The 21,170-nt window shown below is 71.4% G+C and carries 21 protein-coding genes; 15 read left to right on the forward strand and 6 right to left on the reverse strand.

All coding sequences use genetic code 11. The features are described from left to right. Positions 1-192 precede the first annotated feature (192 nt). Positions 193-1,194, reverse strand: coding sequence for a hypothetical protein (locus tag AB0I79_RS37205; protein ID WP_357883807.1), 1,002 nt, complete (start codon positions 1,192-1,194; stop codon positions 193-195). 143 nt (positions 1,195-1,337) lie between these two features. Here AB0I79_RS37205 and AB0I79_RS37210 point away from each other — a divergent pair, with 143 nt between their 5' ends. From AB0I79_RS37210 to AB0I79_RS37235, 6 genes are read left to right on the forward strand one after another with little or no spacing between them, the layout of a single operon-like run. Then, a complete protein-coding gene (locus AB0I79_RS37210; protein WP_357883810.1) occupies positions 1,338-1,925 on the forward strand; it encodes a helix-turn-helix domain-containing protein in 588 nt (195 codons plus the stop codon). 4 nt (positions 1,926-1,929) lie between these two features. After that, the gene (locus AB0I79_RS37215; protein ID WP_357883813.1) at positions 1,930-3,129 is read left to right on the forward strand and encodes a cytochrome P450; all 1,200 of its coding nucleotides are present in this window, start codon (positions 1,930-1,932) and stop codon (positions 3,127-3,129) included. 13 nt (positions 3,130-3,142) lie between these two features. Further along, positions 3,143-3,919: an SDR family oxidoreductase gene (locus AB0I79_RS37220; RefSeq protein ID WP_357883816.1), complete on the forward strand. Its 777-nt coding sequence runs from the start codon at positions 3,143-3,145 to the stop codon at positions 3,917-3,919. Next, entirely contained in the window at positions 3,916-5,253 is a 1,338-nt protein-coding gene (locus AB0I79_RS37225) for a cytochrome P450 (protein ID WP_357883819.1), read from the forward strand. The genes AB0I79_RS37220 and AB0I79_RS37225 overlap by 4 nt, the downstream gene beginning before the upstream one ends. Then, positions 5,250-5,441, forward strand: coding sequence for a ferredoxin (locus AB0I79_RS37230; protein WP_357883822.1), 192 nt, complete (start codon positions 5,250-5,252; stop codon positions 5,439-5,441). Before AB0I79_RS37225 ends, AB0I79_RS37230 begins: the two co-directional genes overlap by 4 nt. Before the next feature lie 2 nt (positions 5,442-5,443). Next, positions 5,444-5,989: a nuclear transport factor 2 family protein gene (locus AB0I79_RS37235; RefSeq protein WP_357883825.1), complete on the forward strand. Its 546-nt coding sequence runs from the start codon at positions 5,444-5,446 to the stop codon at positions 5,987-5,989. A gap of 88 nt (positions 5,990-6,077) precedes the next feature. Here AB0I79_RS37235 and hemC read toward each other — a convergent pair whose 3' ends face one another. The 3 genes from hemC to AB0I79_RS37250 are packed head-to-tail and all read right to left on the reverse strand — an operon-like array spanning position 6,078 to position 8,131. After that, positions 6,078-7,013 carry a hydroxymethylbilane synthase gene (gene hemC / locus AB0I79_RS37240; protein ID WP_357883828.1) on the reverse strand — a complete coding sequence of 312 codons (936 nt, stop codon included), beginning with the start codon at positions 7,011-7,013 and terminating at the stop codon, positions 6,078-6,080. 49 nt (positions 7,014-7,062) lie between these two features. After that, positions 7,063-7,407: a VOC family protein gene (locus tag AB0I79_RS37245; protein WP_357883831.1), complete on the reverse strand. Its 345-nt coding sequence runs from the start codon at positions 7,405-7,407 to the stop codon at positions 7,063-7,065. 22 nt (positions 7,408-7,429) lie between these two features. Beyond that, a complete protein-coding gene (locus AB0I79_RS37250) occupies positions 7,430-8,131 on the reverse strand; it encodes a hypothetical protein (protein ID WP_357883834.1) in 702 nt (233 codons plus the stop codon). 54 nt (positions 8,132-8,185) lie between these two features. Between AB0I79_RS37250 and AB0I79_RS37255 the strand changes: the two genes are divergently transcribed. From AB0I79_RS37255 to AB0I79_RS37270, 4 genes are read left to right on the forward strand one after another with little or no spacing between them, the layout of a single operon-like run. Continuing rightward, positions 8,186-9,673 (forward strand): aldehyde dehydrogenase, encoded by a 1,488-nt coding sequence (locus tag AB0I79_RS37255; protein WP_357883838.1) that lies wholly within the window; start codon positions 8,186-8,188, stop codon positions 9,671-9,673. After that, complete coding sequence (locus AB0I79_RS37260) at positions 9,670-10,407, forward strand: SDR family oxidoreductase (RefSeq protein WP_357883841.1); 738 nt, start codon at positions 9,670-9,672, stop codon at positions 10,405-10,407. The genes AB0I79_RS37255 and AB0I79_RS37260 overlap by 4 nt, the downstream gene beginning before the upstream one ends. Next, positions 10,404-11,234, forward strand: a complete 831-nt coding sequence (locus AB0I79_RS37265; protein ID WP_357883844.1) for an NAD(P)-dependent oxidoreductase — start codon at positions 10,404-10,406, stop codon at positions 11,232-11,234. The genes AB0I79_RS37260 and AB0I79_RS37265 overlap by 4 nt, the downstream gene beginning before the upstream one ends. Further along, complete coding sequence (locus AB0I79_RS37270) at positions 11,231-11,605, forward strand: carboxymuconolactone decarboxylase family protein (protein ID WP_357883847.1); 375 nt, start codon at positions 11,231-11,233, stop codon at positions 11,603-11,605. Before AB0I79_RS37265 ends, AB0I79_RS37270 begins: the two co-directional genes overlap by 4 nt. On the opposite strand, the gene AB0I79_RS37275 is transcribed toward AB0I79_RS37270, so the two are convergent. Further along, the gene (locus tag AB0I79_RS37275; RefSeq protein WP_357883850.1) at positions 11,592-12,827 is read right to left on the reverse strand and encodes an erythromycin esterase family protein; all 1,236 of its coding nucleotides are present in this window, start codon (positions 12,825-12,827) and stop codon (positions 11,592-11,594) included. The two genes, AB0I79_RS37270 and AB0I79_RS37275, sit on opposite strands and share 14 nt — an antisense overlap. Before the next feature lie 249 nt (positions 12,828-13,076). After that, entirely contained in the window at positions 13,077-14,000 is a 924-nt protein-coding gene (locus AB0I79_RS37280; protein WP_357883853.1) for a PaaX family transcriptional regulator C-terminal domain-containing protein, read from the reverse strand. A 752-nt stretch (positions 14,001-14,752) separates the two neighbouring features. Between AB0I79_RS37280 and AB0I79_RS37285 the strand changes: the two genes are divergently transcribed. The 5 genes from AB0I79_RS37285 (at position 14,753) to AB0I79_RS37305 (ending at position 21,150) form a co-directional block, all read left to right on the forward strand. Beyond that, positions 14,753-16,492 (forward strand): ABC transporter family substrate-binding protein, encoded by a 1,740-nt coding sequence (locus AB0I79_RS37285; RefSeq protein ID WP_357883856.1) that lies wholly within the window; start codon positions 14,753-14,755, stop codon positions 16,490-16,492. Between the two features lie 96 nt (positions 16,493-16,588). Beyond that, positions 16,589-18,097, forward strand: a complete 1,509-nt coding sequence (locus AB0I79_RS37290) for an ABC transporter permease (RefSeq protein WP_357883859.1) — start codon at positions 16,589-16,591, stop codon at positions 18,095-18,097. 32 nt (positions 18,098-18,129) lie between these two features. Then, a complete protein-coding gene (locus AB0I79_RS37295) occupies positions 18,130-19,098 on the forward strand; it encodes an ABC transporter permease (RefSeq protein WP_357883862.1) in 969 nt (322 codons plus the stop codon). A 1-nt stretch (position 19,099) separates the two neighbouring features. Continuing rightward, positions 19,100-20,146: an ABC transporter ATP-binding protein gene (locus AB0I79_RS37300; RefSeq protein WP_357883865.1), complete on the forward strand. Its 1,047-nt coding sequence runs from the start codon at positions 19,100-19,102 to the stop codon at positions 20,144-20,146. Continuing rightward, positions 20,143-21,150 (forward strand): dipeptide ABC transporter ATP-binding protein, encoded by a 1,008-nt coding sequence (locus AB0I79_RS37305; RefSeq protein ID WP_357883868.1) that lies wholly within the window; start codon positions 20,143-20,145, stop codon positions 21,148-21,150. The genes AB0I79_RS37300 and AB0I79_RS37305 overlap by 4 nt, the downstream gene beginning before the upstream one ends. Positions 21,151-21,170 lie beyond the last annotated feature (20 nt).

The raw sequence follows: 21,170 nt of genomic DNA on the forward strand, positions 1-21,170 counted from the left end.
AGAGGACCCGCAGATGATCGAGACGGCCGGCCACGGCGGTGCGTGCCGGCCGCCGCCTGCGACGTCCGGCTGATGTCGGGCGGCACCATCGGCCTGACCGAGCTGGCGGCAGCGTGCCCTTCCCCACGGTGCCCCTGGAGGTCATGCGCCACGCGGTCGGCCCGGCGCCGGACACGATGGGCCTTAACCGGCTCAGTACGCGATGAACCCGTACAGCGCCAGGTGGTTCGACTTGGTGCCGCTCACCGTGTGGTCGACGCTCGACGGCCGCACGGCGCCCTTGACGAACAGGTAGTCGATCTTCCTGGAGCCCATGGTCGCCTTCGCCCCGTAGCCGGTCATGCCGAAGCCGGCGAGGGCGGCGGGGGCGATGCCGGTGCGGTTCGCGTCGACGCCGATCACGCGGATCGCCGAGGCGTTCATCAGGCTCGTGGCGTCGGCGCCGACGTGGATGCCGGAGCCGGCGATGCCGGTGTCACCCGCGCCCGCGCAGGCGTGCTGCCCGTTCTGCTCGGGCAGGTGCATGGTCGCGGCGAAGACCGACGTGCCCGTTCCCTTGATCGTGAACCTGGCGGCGATGGCGCTGGTGCGCTTCCACTTGTACGCGTACGCGGCGCCGTCGTCGTTGCTCGGCGGCTTGTACAGCGTGCACCCGGCCCCGCCGTTGTAGGCGGCGCCCGGCTTCAGCCAGCCCGCGCTCCAGTACTTCGAGGTGTCCGCGAGGCTGAGCGTCCTGGTGTTGTAGACGATCGCGTTGGTCTGCTTCTTCTTCAGGTCGCCGAGCGACTGCTGGCTGCAGTGGTGGGAGCCGCCCCACGGCTCGGGGTCGTCCCAGGCCACGATCGCCCGGTAGGTGCCGGCCGGGTGGCCGAACTTGGCGGAGAGCTGGTCGGCGTAGGCCGTGGCCTGCCCGGTGCCGCGTACCTGCTGCACGATGAGGAGGTCGGGGGCCTGCACGCCGGAGGTGCCGGTCGCGCCGTTGTCGTCGACCAGCATCGAGCGGAGGTGGTCGGGGCCCGAGATCCGGGTGCAGGTGCCGTCGGCGTTGTTCCGCACCAGGTTCTCGATGTTGTTGCTGTAGACCCTTAAGACGCGGTCCGCGGCGGCAGCGGGGGCCGCCTGCGTGATGGTGGTCGTGGCGAGCGCGGCGGCGGCGAGCGCCACCGCACCGGACGATCGAAGACTGAGTGACATTCTGGCAGGGTAACCATCATTCCGGCGCGGCCACAGGGACAACGTGCGCCATCTGGGCTCGCGCACCGGGCTCAGCGAGACCGCACGGCGACCCCTCGCGGCCCTCTTGCGCCGGGCACCTACCTGAACTAGCGTCTGGACACATGTCCGGCGAAGCGATGACGGAGCCGACCCGCCGCCGGCTGTCCGGCCGGCAGGCCGACACGGTGCGCAGGCTCACCGACGCGGCCGTCGAGGAGGTCCGGGCGACCGGGTTCGACGGGTTCACCGTGCGCAACGTGGCGCGCCGCGCGGGGGTCGCGCCCGCCACCGCGTACACGTACTTCACCTCCAAGAACCACCTGATCACGGAGGTGTTCTGGCGGCGGCTGCGCGCCCTGCCGCCGATCCCGCCGTCGCCGCGGGAGCCGCGCGAGCGGGTGATCGCGGTGCTGCGGGAGATCGCGCTGCTGGTCTCCGACGAGCCGGAGCTCGCCGCCGCCTGCACGTCCGCGCTGCTCGGCACCGACCCGGACGTGCGGGAGCTGCGGCTGCGCATCGGCAGGACCATCCACCGCCGCCTGCTGGCGGCGCTCGACCCCGGCGCCGAACGCCCGGCGCCGGAGCAGGCGCGCGTGCTCAACGCGCTGGAGTTCGCGTACGCGGGCGCGCTGGTGCACGCGGGCATGGGTTACAGCTCTTACGCCGAGATGGCCGACCGGCTCGCCGAGGTGGCCGAGCTGCTCTTCTGAGGGGGTGGTCGCCGTGCAGGGCAGCCCGTCCTACGACCCGTACGACTACGCGATCCACGAGGACCCGTACCCCGCCTACCGGCGGCTGCGCGACCAGGCGCCGCTCTACCGCAACGACGAGCTCGACTTCTGGGCGATCTCGCGGCACGCCGACGTGTCGGCCGCCTTCCGCGACCACGAGCGGTACTCCAGCGCCAACGGCGTCTCCCTCGACCCGAGCGCGTGGGGCCCGGCCGCGCACCGGACCATGTCGTTCCTGGCCATGGACCCGCCCTCGCACACCAGGATGCGCACGCTGGTCTCGAAGGGCTTCACGCCGCGGCGGGTGCGCGAGCTGGAGGGCGACATCCTGCGGCTGGCCCGCCGGCACCTGGAGCCGGCCGTGGCCGCGGGCGGGTTCGACGTGATCGCCGACTTCGCGGGCAAGCTGCCGATGGACGTCGTCTCCGAGCTGGTGGGCGTGCCGGAGGCCGACCGCGACGAGGTGCGGCGGCTCGCGGACCTCGTCGTGCACCGCGAGGAGGGGCTGAACGACATCCCGCGGGCCGGCATGGAGGCGGCGCTCGTGCTGGCCGGCTACTACCAGGACCTGGTCGCCGAGCGGCGCCGCAGGCCGGGCCCCGACCTCACCTCCGCGCTGCTCGCCGCCGGGGAGGGGCGGGACCGCATGACCGGCGAGGAGATCGTCGCCTTCCTGTTCCTCATGGTCGTGGCCGGCAACGAGACCACCACCAAGCTGCTGGCCAACGCCCTGTACTGGGGCTGGCGCCATCCGGAGCAGCTCGCCAAGGCGCTGGCCGATCCCGGCCGGGTGCCCGCGTGGGTGGAGGAGACGCTGCGCTACGACACCTCCAGCCAGCAGATCGCCCGTACCGTCACCCGGGACAGCGAGCTGCACGGCACGCTCGTCCCCGCGGGCGCGCGCATGCTGCTGCTGGTCGGGTCGGCCAACCGCGACGAGCGGGTGTTCGCCGAGCCCGACCGCTACGACCTCGATCGCGACACCGCGCCGCTGATCAGCTTCGGCGGCGGCCGGCACTTCTGCCTCGGGGCGGGCCTGGCCCGCCTGGAGGCGCGGCTGGCCCTGACCGAGTTCGTCCGCCGGGTCCGGGCCTACGACGTGGACGCGGACAAGGCCGTACGCGTGCACTCCGTCAACGTCCGCGGCTTCGCCGCCTTACCCATGACCGTCATCCCCCGATAGGAGGTCCGCCTCCATGCCCCGATTCGCCCCCCACCCCGGACGCCGCCCCGCGCTCGTCACCGGGGCCTCGTCCGGGATCGGCGCGGCCACCGCCACCCTGCTCGCCGCCGCGGGCCATCCCGTGGCCCTCGGCGCCCGCCGCGCGGACCGTTGCGAGCAGGTCGCCGCGACCATCCGCGAGCGCGGCGGGCAGGCGGTCGCCCTCCCGCTGGACGTCTCCGACTCCGACTCGGTCAAGGCCTTCGTGGCGGCGGCCACCGACGCGCACGGCGATCCGGAGATCGTCGTCTCGGGTGCCGGTGACCTGGCCGCCGCGCGCGTTCACGAGCTGGACCCCGAGGCCTTCGCCGCGCAGCTCCAGGTGCACCTGGTGGGCGCGCACCGGGTGGTCTCGCAGGTGGTGCCCGGCATGGTGGCCAGGGCGCGCGGCGACGTCGTCCTCGTCTCCTCCGACGTGGTGCCGTCGCCCCGGCCCCGGATGGGCGCGTACGTCGCGGCGAAGCACGGCGTCGAGGGTATGGCCCGTGCCATGCGGATGGAGCTGGAGGGCAGCGGCGTGCGGACGTCGCTGGTCAGGCCGGGCCCGACGCTGACGGGGATGGGCATGACGTGGGACGCGGAGACGACCGCCACGGTGCTGGAGGAGTGGGTGCACTGGGGGCTGGCGCGCCATCCGTACTTCCTGCGGCCGGAGCAGGTCGCCGCGGTGATCGTGACGGTGGCGACCGCGCCGCGCGGCGTGCACCTCACGCTGGTGGAGGTCCAGCCGGAACGGGCGGTCGAGTCGTGAGGGAGCCCGCCGTCGTCTCCGGCGGCCCCGACCACCTGGAAGAGCTGCGCGCCGACCCCATCGGGCTGATGCGCCGCGTGCGCGCGGAGTGCGGGGACGTCGGGCGGTTCCTGCTGGCCGGGCGGCCGGTCGTGCTGCTGTCGGGGGCCGAGGCGAACGAGTTCTTCTTCCGCGCCCCGGACGAGGACCTCGACCAGGCGGAGGCGTACCCGTTCATGACCCCGATCTTCGGGACCGGCGTGGTCTTCGACGCCACTCCCGAGCAGCGCCGGGAGGCCCTGCACAACCAGGCGCTGAAGGGCTCGTTCCTCAAGGGGCACGCGGCCACGATCGCCGCCGAGGTGGACCGGATGGTCGCGGGGTGGGGCGAGGAGGGCGAGCTCGACCTGCTCGACTGGTTCGCCGAGCTGACCATCTACACCTCCTCGGCCTGCCTGATCGGCAAGCGCTTCCGCGACCAGCTCGACCGCCGCTTCGCCGAGCTCTACCACGACCTGGAGCGGGGCACCGACGCGATCGCCTACGTCGACCCCTACGCCGACATCGAGAGCTTCCGCCGCCGCGACGCCGCCAGGGCGCGGCTCGTGGCGCTGGTGGAGGCCATCATGGACGGCCGGGCCGCCGCGCCCCGCCCGCCCCGGGAGGAGCGGGACCTGCTGGACGTGCTCATGTCGATCCGGGCGGACGACGGCACCCCGCGCTTCTCCGCGGACCAGATCACCGGCATGTTCATCTCGATGATGTTCGCCGGGCACCACACCAGCTCGGGCACGGCCGCCTGGACCCTGATCGAGCTGCTGCGCCACCCCGGCGTCCTGGACGGGGTGGTGGCGGAGCTGGACGAGCTGTACGCCGACGGCTCCGAGGTCAGCTTCCAGGCGCTGCGCGAGATCCCGCTGCTGGAGTCGGCGATCAAGGAGGCGCTGCGCCTGCACCCGCCGCTGATCCTGCTGCTGCGGGTGGCCAGGACGGAGCAGCGGGTGCTCGGTTACCGCATCCCGCCGCGGACCCTGGTCGGGTGCAGCCTGGCGGTCTCGAACCGGATCCCGGAGGACTTCCCGCGGCCCGACGCCTTCGACCCGTCCCGGTACGCCAAGCCGCGCGAGGAGGACCTGCTCAACCGGTGGACCTGGGTGCCGTTCGGCGCGGGCCGGCATCGCTGCGTGGGCGCGAACTTCGCGATGATCCAGCTCAAGGCGATCTTCTCGGTGCTGCTGCGGGACTGGGAGTTCGAGCCGGCCCAGCCGCCGGACTCCTACCGTGACGACCATTCCAAGATGGTCGTCCAGCTCGCCCGGCCGTGCCGGGTCCGCTACCGGAGGCGCGGATCGTGAGAGTGGAAGCCGACCTGGACCTCTGCCAGGGGCACGCGATGTGCGAGCTGGAGGCGCCGGACGTCTTCGAGGTCCCGCGCAAGGGCAAGGTCCGCGTGCTCGTCGAGGAGCCGGAGGAGTCGATGCGCGCCCAGGTGGAGGCCGCCGTCCGTTACTGCCCGACCCGGGCGCTGAAGTGGGGAGGCTGATCGTGTTCCCTCGTGACGAGCTGGAGGAGATGGTCCAGCGCTGGCTGGAGGCGAACCGGCGGTGCGAGGAACGGGGCGACTGGCGCCCACTGGCGGAGCTCTACACCGAGGACGCCACGTACGGCTGGAACGTCGGCCCCGGCCAGGACTTCATGGCCGTCGGCAGGGACGAGATCCGCGAGCTCGCCCTCGGCTCGGAGATGGGCGGCCTGGACGGCTGGTCGTACCCCTACCAGAGCATCCTCATCGACGAGCGCCAGGGGCAGGTGGTCGGCTTCTGGAAGCAGGTCGCCGACGCCCGCCGCCCGGACGGCAGCCCGTACGAGGTGCCGGGGATCGGCGGGAGCTGGTTCCGGTACGGCGGCGGCTTCCGGTGGCGCTGGCAGCGTGACTGGTTCGACCTGGGCAACGTGACCGCGGTGTTCGTCGAGATGATGAAGGCGGGGGTGCTGTCGGACGGCATGCGGCGGCGCCTGGACCGCGCCGCGTCCGGCGCCCAGGTCCCCGGCTACTACCCGAGAGCGGAGACTCCCGTGCCGCTGTGGTGAGGGCCGCTGTGGTGACGGCTGGTGTGGTTGCGGCTGGTGTGGTTGCGGCTGGTGTGGTTGCGGCTGGTGTGGTTGCGGCTGGTGACGGCTAGTGCGGGATGGCGTCGATGAGCTGGCGGGCGCCCTGCCGCAGCAGCGCGACGGCCACCGACGTGCCCAGCGTGGCCGGGTCCAGCGGGCCTGCCCACTCGTGGGCGTCCAGGACCGTCTTGCCGTCGGGGCTGAAGATGCGGGCGCGCAGCGACAGGCGCCCGTCGCGTTCGGCGCGGCCGTACCCGGCGATCGGGCTGTTGCAGTGGCCCTGCAGGACGTGCAGCAGCATGCGCTCGGCCGTCACCTCGCGCCACGTGTCGGGATCACCCAGGCCCGCCACGGCCTCGATGGTCTGCGCGTCGTCCTCCCGGCACTGCAGGGCGAGCACGCCCGCGCCGATCGGCGGGCACATCGTCTCCAGCGACAGCGCCTCGGAGATGCGGTCGCGCATGCCGATGCGTTCCAGGCCCGACACGGCCAGCAGCAGCGCGTCGGCCTCGCCGGCGTCGAGTTTCTCCAGCCGCCGGTTGGCGTTGCCGCGCATCGGCACGCAGCGCAGGTGCGGGTGGGTGGAGGCGAGCTGCGCGATCCGCCGTACCGACGACGTGCCGATGCGGGTGCCCGGCGGCAGCTCGTCCAGGGTGCGGCCGCCCGGGTCCACGAGGGCGTCGCGCAGGTCGTCGCGCTTCAGGAAGGCGGCCCAGGTGGTGCCCGCGGGCAGCGGCCGGTCGGCCGGGACGTCCTTCACGCAGTGCACCGCGAGGTCGGCCTGCCCTGCCAGCAGGAGCGCGTCCACCTCCTTGGTGAACGCGCCCTTGCCGCCGAGCGCCGACAGCGCGCCCTGCCACCTGTCGCCCGACGTGGTGACCGGCACGACCTCCGTGCGGACATCCGGGTGCAGCGCGGCCAGCTCGTGGCGGACCCGCTCGACCTGGGCGAGCGCCATGGGTGATGAGCGGGTGGCGATGCGGATCAGCTGAGGGACGGCCATCCGTCGATGGTAGCCGCCACGGCCGCCCGGTACGGCCGTCTTCTGGCCCTCACCCGGCGGGGGCCTGCGCGAGGGAGAGGCTGTTGCCGTCCGGGTCGAGGATCTCCACGTGGCGCACGCCGTTGCCGTAGGTCTCCACGGGCTCGTGCTCGATGCCGTGCGCGGCGAGCCGGGCCAGGATGTCGTCGAGGCCGGTGACGCCGAACGTGATCATGGTGCCGCCCACCCGGGAGGCCCGCACGTCCCGGTCGTCGAGGACGACCCAGGCGTTCTCACCGATCTGCCACAGGAGCTCCTCGCCGATGATCTCGTCAGCCGGCCGCCCGAAGAACACCTCGTACCACTTCTGCGAGATTGCCAGGTCACGCACGCACACCACGCTGTGCAGGTCCATGGGAGCCGCTCCTTCCGTCGTTTCAAGGATGAGACCGCTCCCGCGGCGTGAACTCATCGGGCGGCACGTGCGGCGTGCCGTCGCTCATCGGCGGGAAGCGGAAGCGGGCCGCGGTGGTGGCGCGGGTCATCGCGGTGATCGGGGCCTCGCCGACCGGCTCGGTGCCGTCGTCGATGACGACCTCCCAGCGGCAGTGCGGCACCCTGCCGCCCGGGACGCGCGGCGGCCGGTGCACCGGGCGGATGCGCGCCCTGGGGTTGACCGCCTGGGCCGTCCAGTCGAACGTGCCGTCCTCGATGTGGTGGCACATGCCGCGCACCGCCCGCTCGCCGAACGGCTCCACGTCGAGCAGCGCCCCGCAGGTGCGGAGCTGGAAGAAGCCGTGCGACTCGTCGATCAGCTCGTACTCGACGTCCATGTAGTGCTGGGCGAAGCCGGGGTCGAGCTGCAGGCACTTGAAGATGGCCGAGACCCCGTCGCCCTCGATCCGCATGATCTCGCGGATCCGCTGGGTGTAGATCGGGCTGGCGCCGCGCCACTCCTGGACGGCGATCTCCTCCACGGCCTCCTGGCCGTACTTCATCCCGACCGCGATCAGCGAGGAGCGGTCGAGCAGGTGGACGATGAGCGCGTACTCCCTGACCAGGCGCACCAGCGCCGCCTTCGACAGGTCCTCGAAGCGGAAGCCGGGGTCGAACGCGCCGGAGTAGTCGTCACGGGACACTGGCCCTCCCTCGATCCCCCTTGCACGGTGACACGTGAACTGTAGTCTGGACACGTGTCCATAACAACCGGTCGCTTGCTCGACGGCTGGGCGGAGCAGGGCTCTCCCCTCCTGATCGACGGCAGGCTGGTCACGGGCGATCGGCACTTCGAGACGATCGACCCGGCCACCGAGGAGGTCATCGGCCCGGCGGCCGACGCCGCTCCCGGCCTGCTCGACACGGCGATCGCCGCCGCCCGCCGCGCGTTCGACGACTCCGGCTGGGCCGCCGACCTCGCCCTGCGCGTCCGCTGCCTGCGCCAGCTCCGGCAGGCCCTGGTACGGCACGGCGACGAGCTGCGCGCGCTCACCGTCAGGGAGGCCGGCGCGCCCCGGTTCCTGACGTTCGGCGCGCAGCTCGACGCGCCCGTGGCCGGTCTCGGCTGGGTCGCCGACCTCGCCGAGACCTACGCGTGGACGCGCGACCTGGGCCGGGCCGCCCCGATGGGGATCCCCAGCGACCGGCGCGTGCTGCGCGAGCCGGTGGGCGTGGTCGGCGCGATCACCCCGGGGAACTTCCCGCACCAGATCAACCTGGCCAAGCTGGGCCCCGCGCTGGCCGCCGGCAACACGGTGGTGCTCAAGCCCGCCCCCGACACCCCCTGGTGCGCGGCGGCGCTCGGCCGGCTGGTCGCCGAGGAGACCGACATCCCGCCGGGCGTCGTCAACGTCGTCACCGGCCGCGATCACGCCCTCGGCGCGCGGCTGGCCGCCGATCCGCGCGTGGACCTGGTCTCCTTCACCGGCTCGACGGCGACGGGCCGCGCGGTGATGCACGCTGCCGCGCAGACGCTCAAGCGGGTGTTCCTGGAGCTGGGCGGCAAGTCGGCGTGCGTCGTGCTGGACGACGCCGACCTCGCCAGGGCGTGCGGGTACGCCGCCTTCGCCGCGATCTCCCACGCCGGGCAGGGCTGCGCGCTCACCACCCGGCTGCTGGTCCCCCGCGCCCGCCACGACGAGGCGGTCGAGATCACCGCCAGGACGATGGCGCGGATCGGCACCGGAGACCCGTCCGACGACCGCACCGTCTGCGGCCCGGTCATCTCCGCGCGCCAGCGCGACCGCGTCGAGAGGTACCTGAAGCTCGCGGTCGCGGAGGGCGGCTCGTTCGCCACCGGAGGGCGCCGGCCCGACCGGGACAGGGGCTTCTGGATCGAGCCCACGCTGATCACCGGCCTGTCCAACCAGGCCAGGGCCGCCCGCGAGGAGATCTTCGGCCCGGTGCTGGTGGTGCTCCCCCACGACGGCGACGACGACGCCGTGCGGATCGCCAACGACTCGCCCTACGGCCTGTCCGGCGCCGTGCACGCCGGCGACCCCGAGCGGGCGCGCGCGGTCGCGCGGCGGCTGCGCACCGGCACGGTCAGCGTGAACGGCGGCATCTGGTACGGCCCCGACGTGCCGTTCGGCGGCTACAAGCAGTCGGGCATCGGCCGCGAGATGGGCGTGGCCGGCTTCGAGGAGTACCTCGAGACCAAGTCGATCGCGGAGGGAGCCGGATGAAGCGCTTCGCCGGGAAGGTGGCGATCGTCACGGGCGCCGCCCAGGGCATCGGAGAGGCGTACGCGCGGGCGCTGGCCGCCGAGGGCGCGAGCGTCGACGTGGCGGACGTGGACGAGCAGGGCGCGAAGGTCGCCGACGACATCGAGGGCCTGTTCGTCAGGACCGACGTGGCCGATCCCGCGGCCACCGAGGCCATGGCGGCCGCGGCTGTGACGGCCTTCGGCGGGATCGACTACCTGGTCAACAACGCCGCCGTCTTCGGCACCATGAAGCTGGACTTCCTGTTCACCGTGGACTGGGACTACTACCGCAGGTTCATGTCCGTGAACCTGGACGGCGCGCTGCTGTGCGCCCGCGCCTGCCACGCCCGCATGGCCGAGCGCGGCGGCGGCGCGATCGTCAACCAGTCGTCCACCGCCGCCTGGCAGTACTCCGGCTACTACGGCCTGGCCAAGGCCGGGGTGAACAGCCTCACCCAGCAGCTCGCGCAGGAACTCGGCTCGCTGGGCATCCGCGTCAACGCCATCGCGCCGGGCCCGATCGACACCGCCGCACACCGGGCGGTCGTGCCCGCCGGCATGTCCGCCAGGATCGTGCGCGACAAGCTCGCGCTGAAGCGGCTCGGCACGCCGGACGACCTCGTCGGGATGTGCCTGTTCCTGCTGTCGGACGAGGCGTCGTGGGTCACGGGACAGATCTTCAACGTGGACGGGGGCGAGGTGTTCCGCGCATGATGTACGGATTCGTCGGGCTCGGTCAGATAGGCGCCCCCATGGCGGGACGCCTGGCGGGGCCCGGCCTGATCGTCTACGACGTCCGGGCCGAGGCGATGGCGCCCCTGGTCGAGCGGGGCGCGCTGCCCGCCGCCGACCTGGCGGACGTGGCCCGCGCCGAGCTCATCTCGCTCATGGTCCGCGACGACGCGCAGGTCAACGAGGTCGCCGCCACGCTGATCCCGGCGAGCGCCGCCGGGACGGTCATCGCCGTGCACTCCACGATCCGCGCCGGCACCGCGGTCGAGCTGGCCGAGGCCGCGCGGCCGTACGGGGTCGAGGTCGTCGACGCCCCTGTCAGCGGCGGGTTCATGGGCGCCGCGGCGGGCACCCTCGCGGTCATGGTCGGCGCGAGCGAGGCGGCGTTCGCGCGGGTGAAGGAGGCGTTCGCCGCCTGGGCCGGGCTCGTCCTGCACATGGGCCCCGTCGGGGCCGGCACCCGCGCCAAGCTCGCCCGCAACCTGCTGCACTTCGTCTCCTTCGCCGCCGCGGCCGAGGCGCAGCGGCTGGCCGAGGCGGCCGGGGTCCCGCTCGGCGACCTCGGCCGGATCGTCCGCCACTCCGACGCCGTCACCGGCGGCCCCGGCGCTCTCATGCTCCGCGACACCACGGCGCCCCTGCCTCCCGGCGACCCGCTGCGCGAGATCATGGCGCACGTGCTCGCGCTCGGCGACAAGGACCTGTCGCTGGCCCTCGGCCTGGCCGGCGAGCTCGGCGTCGACACCCCGCTCGCCCGGCTCGCCCACCAGCGGCTGGCCGCCGACCTCGGCCTGGAGGAGCTCTCATGACCGACGACAGGCGGCGGCGCGGGCTGGAGATGATGGGGCAGGTCTACGGGTGGGAGATGCGCGACGGTCCCGGCGACTTCTTCGGGATCACCGTGGACCACCTGTTCGCCGAGATCTGGTCCCGGCCGGGGCTGTCCATGCGTGACCGGCGGCTCCTCCTGATCGGCGTCCTGGCCGCCAAGGGCATGAACGACGTGCTCGACATCCAGCTCCCGGCGGCGCTGCGCAACTGCGAGCTCACCGCCGGCGAGCTGCGCGAGATCGCCATCTTCCTCACCCACTACGTCGGCTGGCCCCTGGGGGCCAGGCTCAGCGTGCAGATCGACACGATCATCGCCCAGCACGAGAAGCGGCCCGTCACAGAGGAGTGACCGGGGTGGCCCGCGGCACGTACACCAGCGCGTCGTACGCCTTCGCCGGCACCATGGCCACCGTGTAGGTCCAGCTCAGGGCGCTGAAGAGGGACCGGTAGCCGTCGCCGACGCTGCCCATGCGCAGCTCCGAGCCGAGCAGCCGGCGGTTGGCGGGCGTGGCCGACGCCTGCGCGAGGTTCACGTAGCCCAGGGGCTCGGCGCCGAACAGCCCGGCCAGGGGCGTGTCGTGGCTCACGGTGAACCGCGCGCGCTCGCCGGAGGAGTCGTCACGGCTGAGGAAGGTGCTGGTGCCGAACTCGGTGCCGATGGCGAAGTAGTCGTCCCCGTACGTCCTGGCCAGGCGCCGCCCCATCGACTCGAAGGGGAACGCGGCCCCGCTCTTGTCGAGGTGCCCGTTGTGACCGGCCACGATGAGCTTCTGACGGCCGCGCCCGGCGATCCACTCGACGGCCTCGGCCATCCAGGCGTCCCGCTTGCGGGCGTAGCCGGCCCCGGAGAGCCGCAGCCGCGCGCCGCGGCCGATCGTCTCCGCGTGGTGCAGCGCGAGGGCGAACGACTCCGGGGAGCTGCGCTTGACGTAGGCGCCCTGGTGGTCGCGCATGCGGGCGGCGATCCGCTCGGCGGCGGTGGCGCCGGCCTCGATCGTGGCCTCGTCCTGCCCGGACCTGGTGGCGTCGGTGAGGCCCGCCAGCGCCCGTTCGGCCGGCGCGGCCTGGGCCGGCTCGACCGTGGCGAGGTAGCGCAGCAGCCGCTCCTTGTTGCGATCGTAGCGCTGCATGTCGAAGCCGTAGAGGCGCACCTTGTCGGCGTCGGCGGCCGTCGCGTTGTGGTCGTGGATCCAGCGCAGCAGGTTCGCCGTCTCGCGGGTGCGGTAGATGTCGAAGCCGAGGGCGGTGGCCGCCTGCTCCGCGGTGCCCTGGCCCTTGACGACGTAGTCGTCGGCGACGGCCGTGCCGCCGAAGTCGGCCTCCAGGGCGACGGTGCGGAAGCCGTGCTCCCGTACCAGCCGCTGGATGATCAACGTGCGGGCCTGGACGAACTCCTTGTTGCCGTGCGTGGCCTCGCCGATGCCGACCACCCGCTTCCCTGCGGCGTCGGCGAGCGGGGCCCGGTCGAGCGGGACCACGGCGCCGGACGTCACCCCCGCGGTGTCCACGCCCCCGCACGCGGTCGCGAGCAGCGCGAGGCCCGCGAGGGCACGGGCGAGCCCGTGCCGCATGTCAGCTCACGTCCTTGTCGAACTCGATCATGGGTCCAGTTCACCGGACCCTCGGGTCGCCCGTCATCGGAGCCAGGTCGAGCGTGACGGGGCTCAGGGCCGGTGCGCCGGCCGCCGGTTGTAGACCTTGGGCCGCCCGGATGTGGACCTGGGGCGCCGGTCCGGGCCACAGATGACGCTCTGGTGACCCGTCAACGAAGCCGAGGTCGGCGGAGGGAGGATCGGGCTGGTGCGGTGACGGGCCACCGGCTAGCGAGGGGAAAGGATCAAGCTGGTGCGGTGGTGGGCCACCAGCTCGGCCAGCCCGGGGTCGAACTCGGCGACGATCTGCTTGACGCGGAACTCGGCGAGCGCGCCCAGGGTGTCGTAGATCTCCACGAACACGTCCCTGGCCGCGCCCCTGGGCCAGCCGTCGGGCAGCAGCTCGGCGGGCAGGTCGGGGTCATGGTTGGGGAACGTGCGCCAGGTGTCCATGATCCCCGTACGCGCCACCAGGGCCTCGGACGCGCCCACGGTCCCGTTGCGCACGCGGGTCAGCAGCGGCGAGTACTGCGCCACGAACCCCTCGTAGGTGCGGCGGAGCCGGCCGAAGTCCCATGCCTCCTGCGGCGCCCGCATGCCGGCCAGGTCGAGGGCCTGGGCGCGGAAGATCGTGGCCGTGGGCACGTCCAGCTCGCGGAGCACGGCCGCGGCGTCGTCGGCGTCCGCCCGCGGGGAGACCCAGAGCCCGTCGTACAGCGGGGCGAAGCCGAGCCAGCGCAGCCGGGAACGCAGCGCGTGCCGCAGGTCGCGCTGCTCCTCCGAGATCGAGAACGCGGCGAGCACCCAGGTCCCGTCCCAGGCGCCCTGCTCCAGCCCGAAGGACATGATCCGTTGCCGGCCGTCGAGCAGCACGGCGGCGGCCCGGTCGGTGAGCCGGTAGTAGGTGCGCCGCCCCACCTTGGACGACTCCAGCAGGTCCCGCCGCGCCAGCCGCGACAGCGCCGCGCGGGCCGCCACCGCCGACACGCCGAACTCCTCGGCCAGCCGCACCAGCGCCGCCGACGGGAGCTGCTCGGACCGGCTGATCCAGTAGTCGCCGAGCAACGTGGTGATCAGATGCTGCGGAGGCGCGCCCACCTGGAAACGCGGGAGATCGACGCCGCCTGCCTCGGTCCATGCACCGTCAGTCACCGTAGGAGTATATGGATAACGCTTACGCCTACGCACGCAATCGATTCGTCGTACATCTCGGGCCGGGCGGAGCCGCACAGGGACGGGCGCCGCTCGCAGGCCCAGCGGAGACTTCTTGAACCTGGACATTTGTCATTACGGGCGTCACGATCCCGCGCCACGCCGCGCTCGCCTGGCAGCCGGACCGTCAGGTGACAACCAGGCGCTTCGGCGGCCCTGGCGGTCAGGCCGTCACGGGTGGCCAAGAAAGGGCCGCTCAATTACGGAGCGGCACCGTCTGAATTCCTCAATAGTGATCTTTTCTGGACGGCGCCGAAAGGGCCGGTCCGGAAGTGTACGAGGAGTGGGTCACGGCACCGGCGCGCGGATCGCAGTCGCGCACCCGGGACGCGAATGGCGGGCGGGCACAAGATGGCCCCACCGGCGCCGCGCACGGAAAAGCCGCCTTATCAGGGCATGAAAGACCACGTTTCGCCCTATCCCTTTCAGGGATAAAAGCCCACGCTCTCAGGGGTTTCAGCCCTGCGACGGCTTTTGCGCAAACCCTGGCACAGAGGGCCCCCTCCTGTCTACAGTGTGGACACCGGAAAGTGGACTTCTCTGACATCTGATTACAGATCGGGCAGACGTCGATCTCAAGTTCGCAACAGTATGGACGCGGCTATTTGTCCGAAACGTTGGCCGATGATCCTGTTGCGCATTAACCAGCAGCCCTGCAGCGCTGACTAGTTCGGACACAAAGGAGAGCTGTCGTGACCCATAGGCGGAGACTTGGGACATTCCTCACGGCGGTGACAGCAGGCGCGCTTCTGCTGTCCGCTTGCGGGCAGAGCGGAAACGAGGCGAGCAAACCGACGGCGTCGAACACCGGAGGCGCCGCCTCGGGGCAGACCATCACCTACGCCGGTGAGCAGGAGTTCAACTCCTACAACAGCATCGCCGTGAACAACCTGGTCAACAGCACGGCCATGCAGCGGGTGCTGCTCGGCTTCTGGTACTACGGCGAGAAGGGCGTGGTGACCCCCGACAAGGACTTCGGCACCTACACGAAGACCTCGGACGACCCGCTGACCGTCGAGTACGAGTTCAACGCCAAGGGCGTCTGGTCCGACGGGAACCCGATCGACTGTGACGACGCCCTGCTGTACTGGGCGGCCAAGTCGGGCAAGATCAAGGGCTTCCAGGTCGACGGCACCACCGGTGTCGAGCTCGTCAAGGCCCCGGCGTGCAAGGCGGGCGAGAAGAAGTTCACCTTCGAGTACTCGGAGCCGTTCGCCGACTGGGAGAGCAACGGCCCCGGCGCCGCCGACGTGCTGCCGGCCCACGTGGCCTACAAGGCCGCGGGCATGAGCGAGGCGGACTTCATCGCCGCGGTGCAGGCGGCGGACGCCAAGAAGCTCGAAGCGGTGATCAAGTTCTACAACGAGGGCTGGGTCATCGAGGGCGGCATCAAGGACATGTCGCTCTTCCCCGCCTCGGGCCCCTACAAGATCTCCGCCATGGAGCCGGGCCAGTCGCTGACGCTCAGCACCAACGACAAGTGGTGGGGCGCCAAGCCGGCCACGCCGACCGTCGTCATGCGGGTGATCTCGCAGGAGGAGCAGGCCCAGGCGCTGCAGAACCGCGAGGTCAACCTGATCGAGCCGCAGCCGAACCCGGACCTGCTCGCCCAGCTCGAGGGCATGCAGGGCGTGACCGTGAAGACCGGTGACGCCTACACCTACGAGCACCTGGACTTCAACTTCGACTCCAGCGAGTTCAAGGACAGGACGCTGCGCGAGGCGTTCGCCAAGTGCGTGCCCCGGCAGCTCATCGTGGACAACCTGATCAAGCCGCTCGCGCCGCAGGCGCAGGTGCTGCAGGTCCGTAACACGCTGCCGTTCGAGGCGTCCTACGCCACCGTCTCCCAGGGCAGCGGGTCGGAGGCCTACGCCCAGCCCGACATCGAGGGCGCCAAGGCGCTGCTGGAGAAGGCCGGCAAGGTCGGCATGGAAGTGAAGATCGGCCACAACCTGCCCAACCCGCGCCGTACGCAGGAAGTGCAGCTCATCGCGGACTCCTGCAACAAGGCGGGCTTCAAGATCACTGACGCCGGGGACGAGAAGTTCTTCGAGGCCGGCGGCCCCCTCGCCACCAACACCTACGACGTGGCGCTGTTCGCCTGGACCGGCTCGGCCGAGGTGAGCGGCTGGAGCTCGACGTACACCACGGTCAAGGAGTGCAGCGAGGCCGGCAAGGAGAACAACAACGGCTGCTACTCCAGCAAGGAGACCGACGACCTCATCAAGAAGCTCAACGCCGAGATCGACAAGACCAAGCACCCCGCCATCATCGCCCAGATCGAGAAGGTGCTCTGGCAGGACCTGGCCACGATCCCGCTGTTCGCCCACCCGAACATGCTGGCCTGGGACGAGAAGCTGCAGAACATCGTGCCCAACCCGGCGCAGTCGTCGGTGACCTGGAACATGGACAAGTGGGCCCTGGCCCAGTAGCCGTCCGATCACTCTGAACCACCCGGCGCGGAGCGGAGGACTCCCCGAGTCCTCCGCTCCGTGTCAGCACCACTCTCGAACCAAGGGGGATTACGAGTGATCGCCTTCATCGCGCGAAGACTGATCGTCTCCTTCTTCGTGCTCCTGGCGGCCACCATGGTCATCTACGGGCTGACGGCGCTCGCGGGCGACCCGCTGGAAGACCTCAGAGAGCTCCCGGGCCCGGACCGGGACAGGAAGATCGCCGACCGCGTCGAGCGGATGAACCTCGACGCTCCCCTCCCGCTCAGGTACCTGACCTGGCTCGGCAACCTGTTCCGCGGCGACCTCGGCGTCAACCGCGACGGCCAGGACGTGGCCGTGCTGCTCGGCAACGCCCTGTCGGCCACGCTCCAGCTCGTCGTGGCCGCCACCGTGCTCGCGGTCGTCATCGGCGTCATCGTGGGCATCGTCTCGGCGCTGCGGCAGTACAGCGCCTTCGACTACTCGGTCACCTTCACCGCCTTCGTCTGCTTCTCGCTCCCGCTCTTCTGGGTGGCGGTGATGCTCAAGCAGTACATCGCGATCGAGTTCAACGACTGGCTGCGCGATCCCGTCATCCCGCCCACCGTCATCGGCGTGGTCGCCCTGATCGGCGGGCTGCTCTGGGGCGCGCTCTGGGTCGGCGGCCGGCAGGCGCGGCTCGCCGCGTTCGGCCTCGGCGCCGCCGCCACCGCCCTGACGCTGACGCTGCTGTCGGCGACCCGCTGGTTCGCCGATCCGGGCATCGGCGTCGCCCTCCTGGCGGTCCTCGCGGGAGGCACGGCGGTCGGCATCACCGCGCTGGTCTCCGGGCTGCGTTACCGCGACCCTCTCTACGCCGCCCTCTCGGCCGCGGGGATCGGCGTGGTCCTGTCGCAGCTCCTGGATCCCGTCCTGGCCGATCCGAGTTGGCTGGAGATCTTCGGCCTGGCGCTGCTGACCGTGGCCGTCTGCGTGGGGCTCGGCTACGGCCTCGGCGGGCTGCTGCGCCGCCAGGCGATCATCGCCTCCGTCCTGACGGGGCTGATCACCGCCGGGCTGGTCTTCCTCGATCGCATGCTGCGCGGCTTCGCCGACTACAGCGAGTACGTACGCGGCCGCCCGATCGCCACGATCGGCTCCAGCACCCCGAACTTCCAGGGCGACTTCTGGCAGACCAACCTGGACGTGGCGGGCCACCTCCTGCTGCCGACCATGGCGCTGATCCTGATCTCGCTGGCCACCTACACGCGCTACAGCCGCTCCAGCATGCTCGAGGTGATGAACCTGGACTACGTGCGCACCGCGCGGGCCAAGGGGCTGCCCGAGCGCACGGTGGTCACCAAGCACGCCTTCCGCAACGGGATGATCCCGATCACCACGCTGATGGCCTTCGACTTCGCGGGCGTGATCGGCGGCGCGATCGTGACCGAGAACGTCTTCGGCTGGCAGGGCATGGGCAGCCTCTTCCTCAGAGGGCTGCAGCAGGTCGACCCGGCCCCGGTCATGGCGTTCTTCATCGTCTCCGGGAGCGCGATCGTGCTGTTCAACATGCTGGCCGACATCATCTACGCCTACCTCGACCCACGGATCAGGCTGTCATGAGCGGGCAGTACACACCCACAGGAGAACCACCCATGGCGATCAGCGCGCAGGTCCCGGGGGCCGCGCAGGGCATGACCGTCGTCGCCCGCACCCAGAGCCAGCTCGTCCGCCGCCGGTTCTTCCGGCATCGCGCGGCGCTGATCGGCATGCTGGTCTTCGGCTCCGTCGTGCTGCTCGCGTTCAGCTCCATCGGGTTCGGGCCCGTCCCCGGCTGGTGGGACAAGAGCTACCTGGCCACCGGGTCGGTGCTCGACCAGGGCAGGCCGACGCTCAGCCTGGTGCCGCAGTTCCTGGGCGGCGAGGGCATCCGCTGGGGCGAGCATCCGTTCGGGCAGGACAACATCGGCATCGACTACTTCGCGCTCACCATGCGCGGCACCCAGCAGTCGATCATCGTCGCGTTCATCGTCGGCATCGTGGCCACGACGGTCGGCACGCTGGCCGGCGCCTTCGCCGGATATTTCAGGAAAAAGGTTGAAGCGATCCTCATGCGGCTCACCGACGTGATGATCACCATCCCGGTCCTGATCATCGCCGCCATCGTCGGCCGGTCGTTCGGCGACTCGGGCATCGTGATCCTGGCCGTCTGCATCGGCCTGGTGACCTGGCCCACGCTGAGCCGGCTGATCCGCGGCGAGTTCCTGTCACTGCGCGAGAAGGAGTTCGTCGAGGCCGCGCGGGCGCTGGGCACCTCCTCCCGCCGCATCATCTTCCGGCACATCCTGCCGAACACGGTCGGCGTCATCATCGTCAGCGCGACCCTGGCGATCGCCAACGCGGTGCTGCTGGAGTCGGCGCTGTCCTTCCTCGGCGTCGGCGTGCAGCCGCCCGACGTCTCGCTCGGCCAGCTCATCGACACCTACCGCAGCGCGATGACGACCCGCCCGTGGCTGTTCTGGTGGCCCGGCGTGTTCATCATCGCCATCGCGCTGTCCATCAACTTCATCGGTGACGGTCTGCGCGACGCGTTCGACCCCCGACAGACCAGGGTGCGTGCCTGACATGACGGATTACCCCACCGAGATCCCCGGCGAGATCCTGCGCGTGGAGGACCTGGCCGTCGAGTTCCCCACCGAGGACGGCGTCGTCCAGGCGGTCCGCGGAGTCTCCTACTCCCTGCACGAGCGCGAGGTGCTCGGGATCGTCGGCGAGTCAGGCTCGGGCAAGTCGGTCTCGTCGCTGGCCGTGATGGGGCTGCTCCCCCGCGGCGCGCGCGTCCGGGGCAGGATCCTCTACCGCGGCGACGACGTGCTGAAGCTGCCCGCCCGCAGGCGGCGCGGCCTGCGCGGGCGCAAGATCGCCATGATCTTCCAGGACCCGATGACCGCGCTGAACCCCGTGCACACCATCGGCGACCAGCTCGCCGAGGCCGTGCTCGCCCACGACCTCGTGCCGCACAAGCAGGCGCTCGCCCGCGCCAAGGAGATGCTCGACCTGGTCGGCATCCCGCAGGCCGAGCAGCGGCTGCGCAGCTACCCGCACGAGTTCTCCGGCGGCATGCGGCAGCGCGCGATGATCGCCATGGCGGTCATCAACAACCCGGACGTCATCATCGCCGACGAGCCGACCACGGCGCTCGACGTGACCGTCCAGGCGCAGATCCTGGAGAAGCTCCTGGAGGTCAAGGACGCCGTCAACGCCGCGATCGTGCTCATCACGCACGACCTCGGCGTCGTCGCGGGCATCGCGCACCGGGTGCTCGTCATGTACGCCGGCAAGCCGGTCGAGGTCGGCGACACCGACACGATCTTCTACCGGCCGCGCATGCCGTACACCGCGGGGCTGCTCGGCTCGATGCCGTCCCTGGAGACCTCGGGCGGGCGGCTGCGCCCCATCAAGGGCGCTCCGCCCTCCCTGATCAACCTGCCGTCCGGCTGCCCGTTCTCGCCGCGCTGCCCGCTGGCCGACACCCGCTGCCATGGCGAGGAGCCCGCGCTCGTGGAGGTCGACGAGGGCGGGCACTACGCCGCCTGTCATCACTGGGACCAGCTGGCCGCGGTGGCCGATCCCACCGCGCTGTTCCGTACGGAGAGTGAGCCCGTCACATGAGCGTTCAGGTCACGCAGGAGCACCTCCTCGAGGTGGAGGACCTGGTGATGAGCTTCCCCGTACGCGGCGCGGGGTTCCTGCGCAAGGTGGCGGGCCACATCCAGGCGGTGAGCGGCGTGTCCATGCACGTCGACCAGGGCGAGACCCTCGGCGTCGTGGGCGAGTCGGGGTGCGGCAAGTCGACGACGGGCCGGGCCATCCTCCAGCTCCACAAGCCCACGTCGGGCTCGGTGCGCTTCGAGGGCACGGAGCTGACGACGCTGAACCCCAAGCGGCTGCGCGCCGTGCGGCGGGACATCCAGATCGTCTTCCAGGACCCCTACGCCTCGCTCAACCCGAAGCTGCCGGTGAACGACATCATCGCCGAGCCGCTGAAGGTCCACGACCGGTGGAAGGGCACCGGTTCCAAGAGGGTCGCGGAGCTGCTGGAGCTGGTCGGGCTCAACCCCGAGCACGGCAACCGGTACCCGCACGAGTTCTCCGGCGGCCAGCGCCAGCGCGTCGGCATCGCCCGCGCGCTCGCGCTGGAGCCCAAGCTGCTCGTGCTGGACGAGCCGGTGTCGGCGCTGGACGTGTCGGTGCAGGCCGGGGTGATCAACCTGCTCGAGGACCTGCAGGACACCTTCGGCCTGTCCTACATCTTCATCGCGCACGACCTCTCCGTGGTCAGGCACATCTCCGACCGCGTCGCGGTGATGTACCTGGGCAAGATCGTGGAGACCGGCCCGCGTGACGACGTCTACGACCGTCCTGTCCACCCCTACACCCAGGCGCTGCTGTCGGCGGCGCCGACGGCCAATCCAGAGGAGGAGCGCCGCAGGCAGCGGATCATCCTCACCGGCGAGGTGCCGAGCCCGCTGGATCCGCCGAGCGGTTGCCGGTTCCGCACGCGCTGCTGGAAGGCGCAGGAGATCTGCGCCACCGAGGAGCCCGCGCTGATCGACCGGGGCACCGGGCATCCGGCCGCCTGCCACTTCCCGGAGGTGAACACCAAGGTGGTGTGAGCCGGGCCGGCGGCCGCCGC

The sequence above is a fragment of the Nonomuraea sp. NPDC050202 genome (genome assembly GCF_040656115.1).
GTDB lineage: Bacteria > Actinomycetota > Actinomycetes > Streptosporangiales > Streptosporangiaceae > Nonomuraea.

Coding starts and splice junctions, on each gene's coding strand:
- AB0I79_RS37205 (WP_357883807.1), bottom strand. CDS start 1,194: ATGTCACTCAGTCTTCGATCGTCCGGTGCGGTGGCGCTCGCCGCCGCC.
- AB0I79_RS37210 (WP_357883810.1), top strand. CDS start 1,338: ATGTCCGGCGAAGCGATGACGGAGCCGACCCGCCGCCGGCTGTCCGGC.
- hemC (WP_357883828.1), bottom strand. CDS start 7,013: ATGGCCGTCCCTCAGCTGATCCGCATCGCCACCCGCTCATCACCCATG.
- AB0I79_RS37260 (WP_357883841.1), top strand. CDS start 9,670: ATGAAGCGCTTCGCCGGGAAGGTGGCGATCGTCACGGGCGCCGCCCAG.
- AB0I79_RS37300 (WP_357883865.1), top strand. CDS start 19,100: ATGACGGATTACCCCACCGAGATCCCCGGCGAGATCCTGCGCGTGGAG.
- AB0I79_RS37220 (WP_357883816.1), top strand. CDS start 3,143: ATGCCCCGATTCGCCCCCCACCCCGGACGCCGCCCCGCGCTCGTCACC.
- AB0I79_RS37270 (WP_357883847.1), top strand. CDS start 11,231: ATGACCGACGACAGGCGGCGGCGCGGGCTGGAGATGATGGGGCAGGTC.
- AB0I79_RS37245 (WP_357883831.1), bottom strand. CDS start 7,407: ATGGACCTGCACAGCGTGGTGTGCGTGCGTGACCTGGCAATCTCGCAG.
- AB0I79_RS37305 (WP_357883868.1), top strand. CDS start 20,143: ATGAGCGTTCAGGTCACGCAGGAGCACCTCCTCGAGGTGGAGGACCTG.
- AB0I79_RS37265 (WP_357883844.1), top strand. CDS start 10,404: ATGATGTACGGATTCGTCGGGCTCGGTCAGATAGGCGCCCCCATGGCG.
- AB0I79_RS37295 (WP_357883862.1), top strand. CDS start 18,130: ATGGCGATCAGCGCGCAGGTCCCGGGGGCCGCGCAGGGCATGACCGTC.
- AB0I79_RS37275 (WP_357883850.1), bottom strand. CDS start 12,827: ATGCGGCACGGGCTCGCCCGTGCCCTCGCGGGCCTCGCGCTGCTCGCG.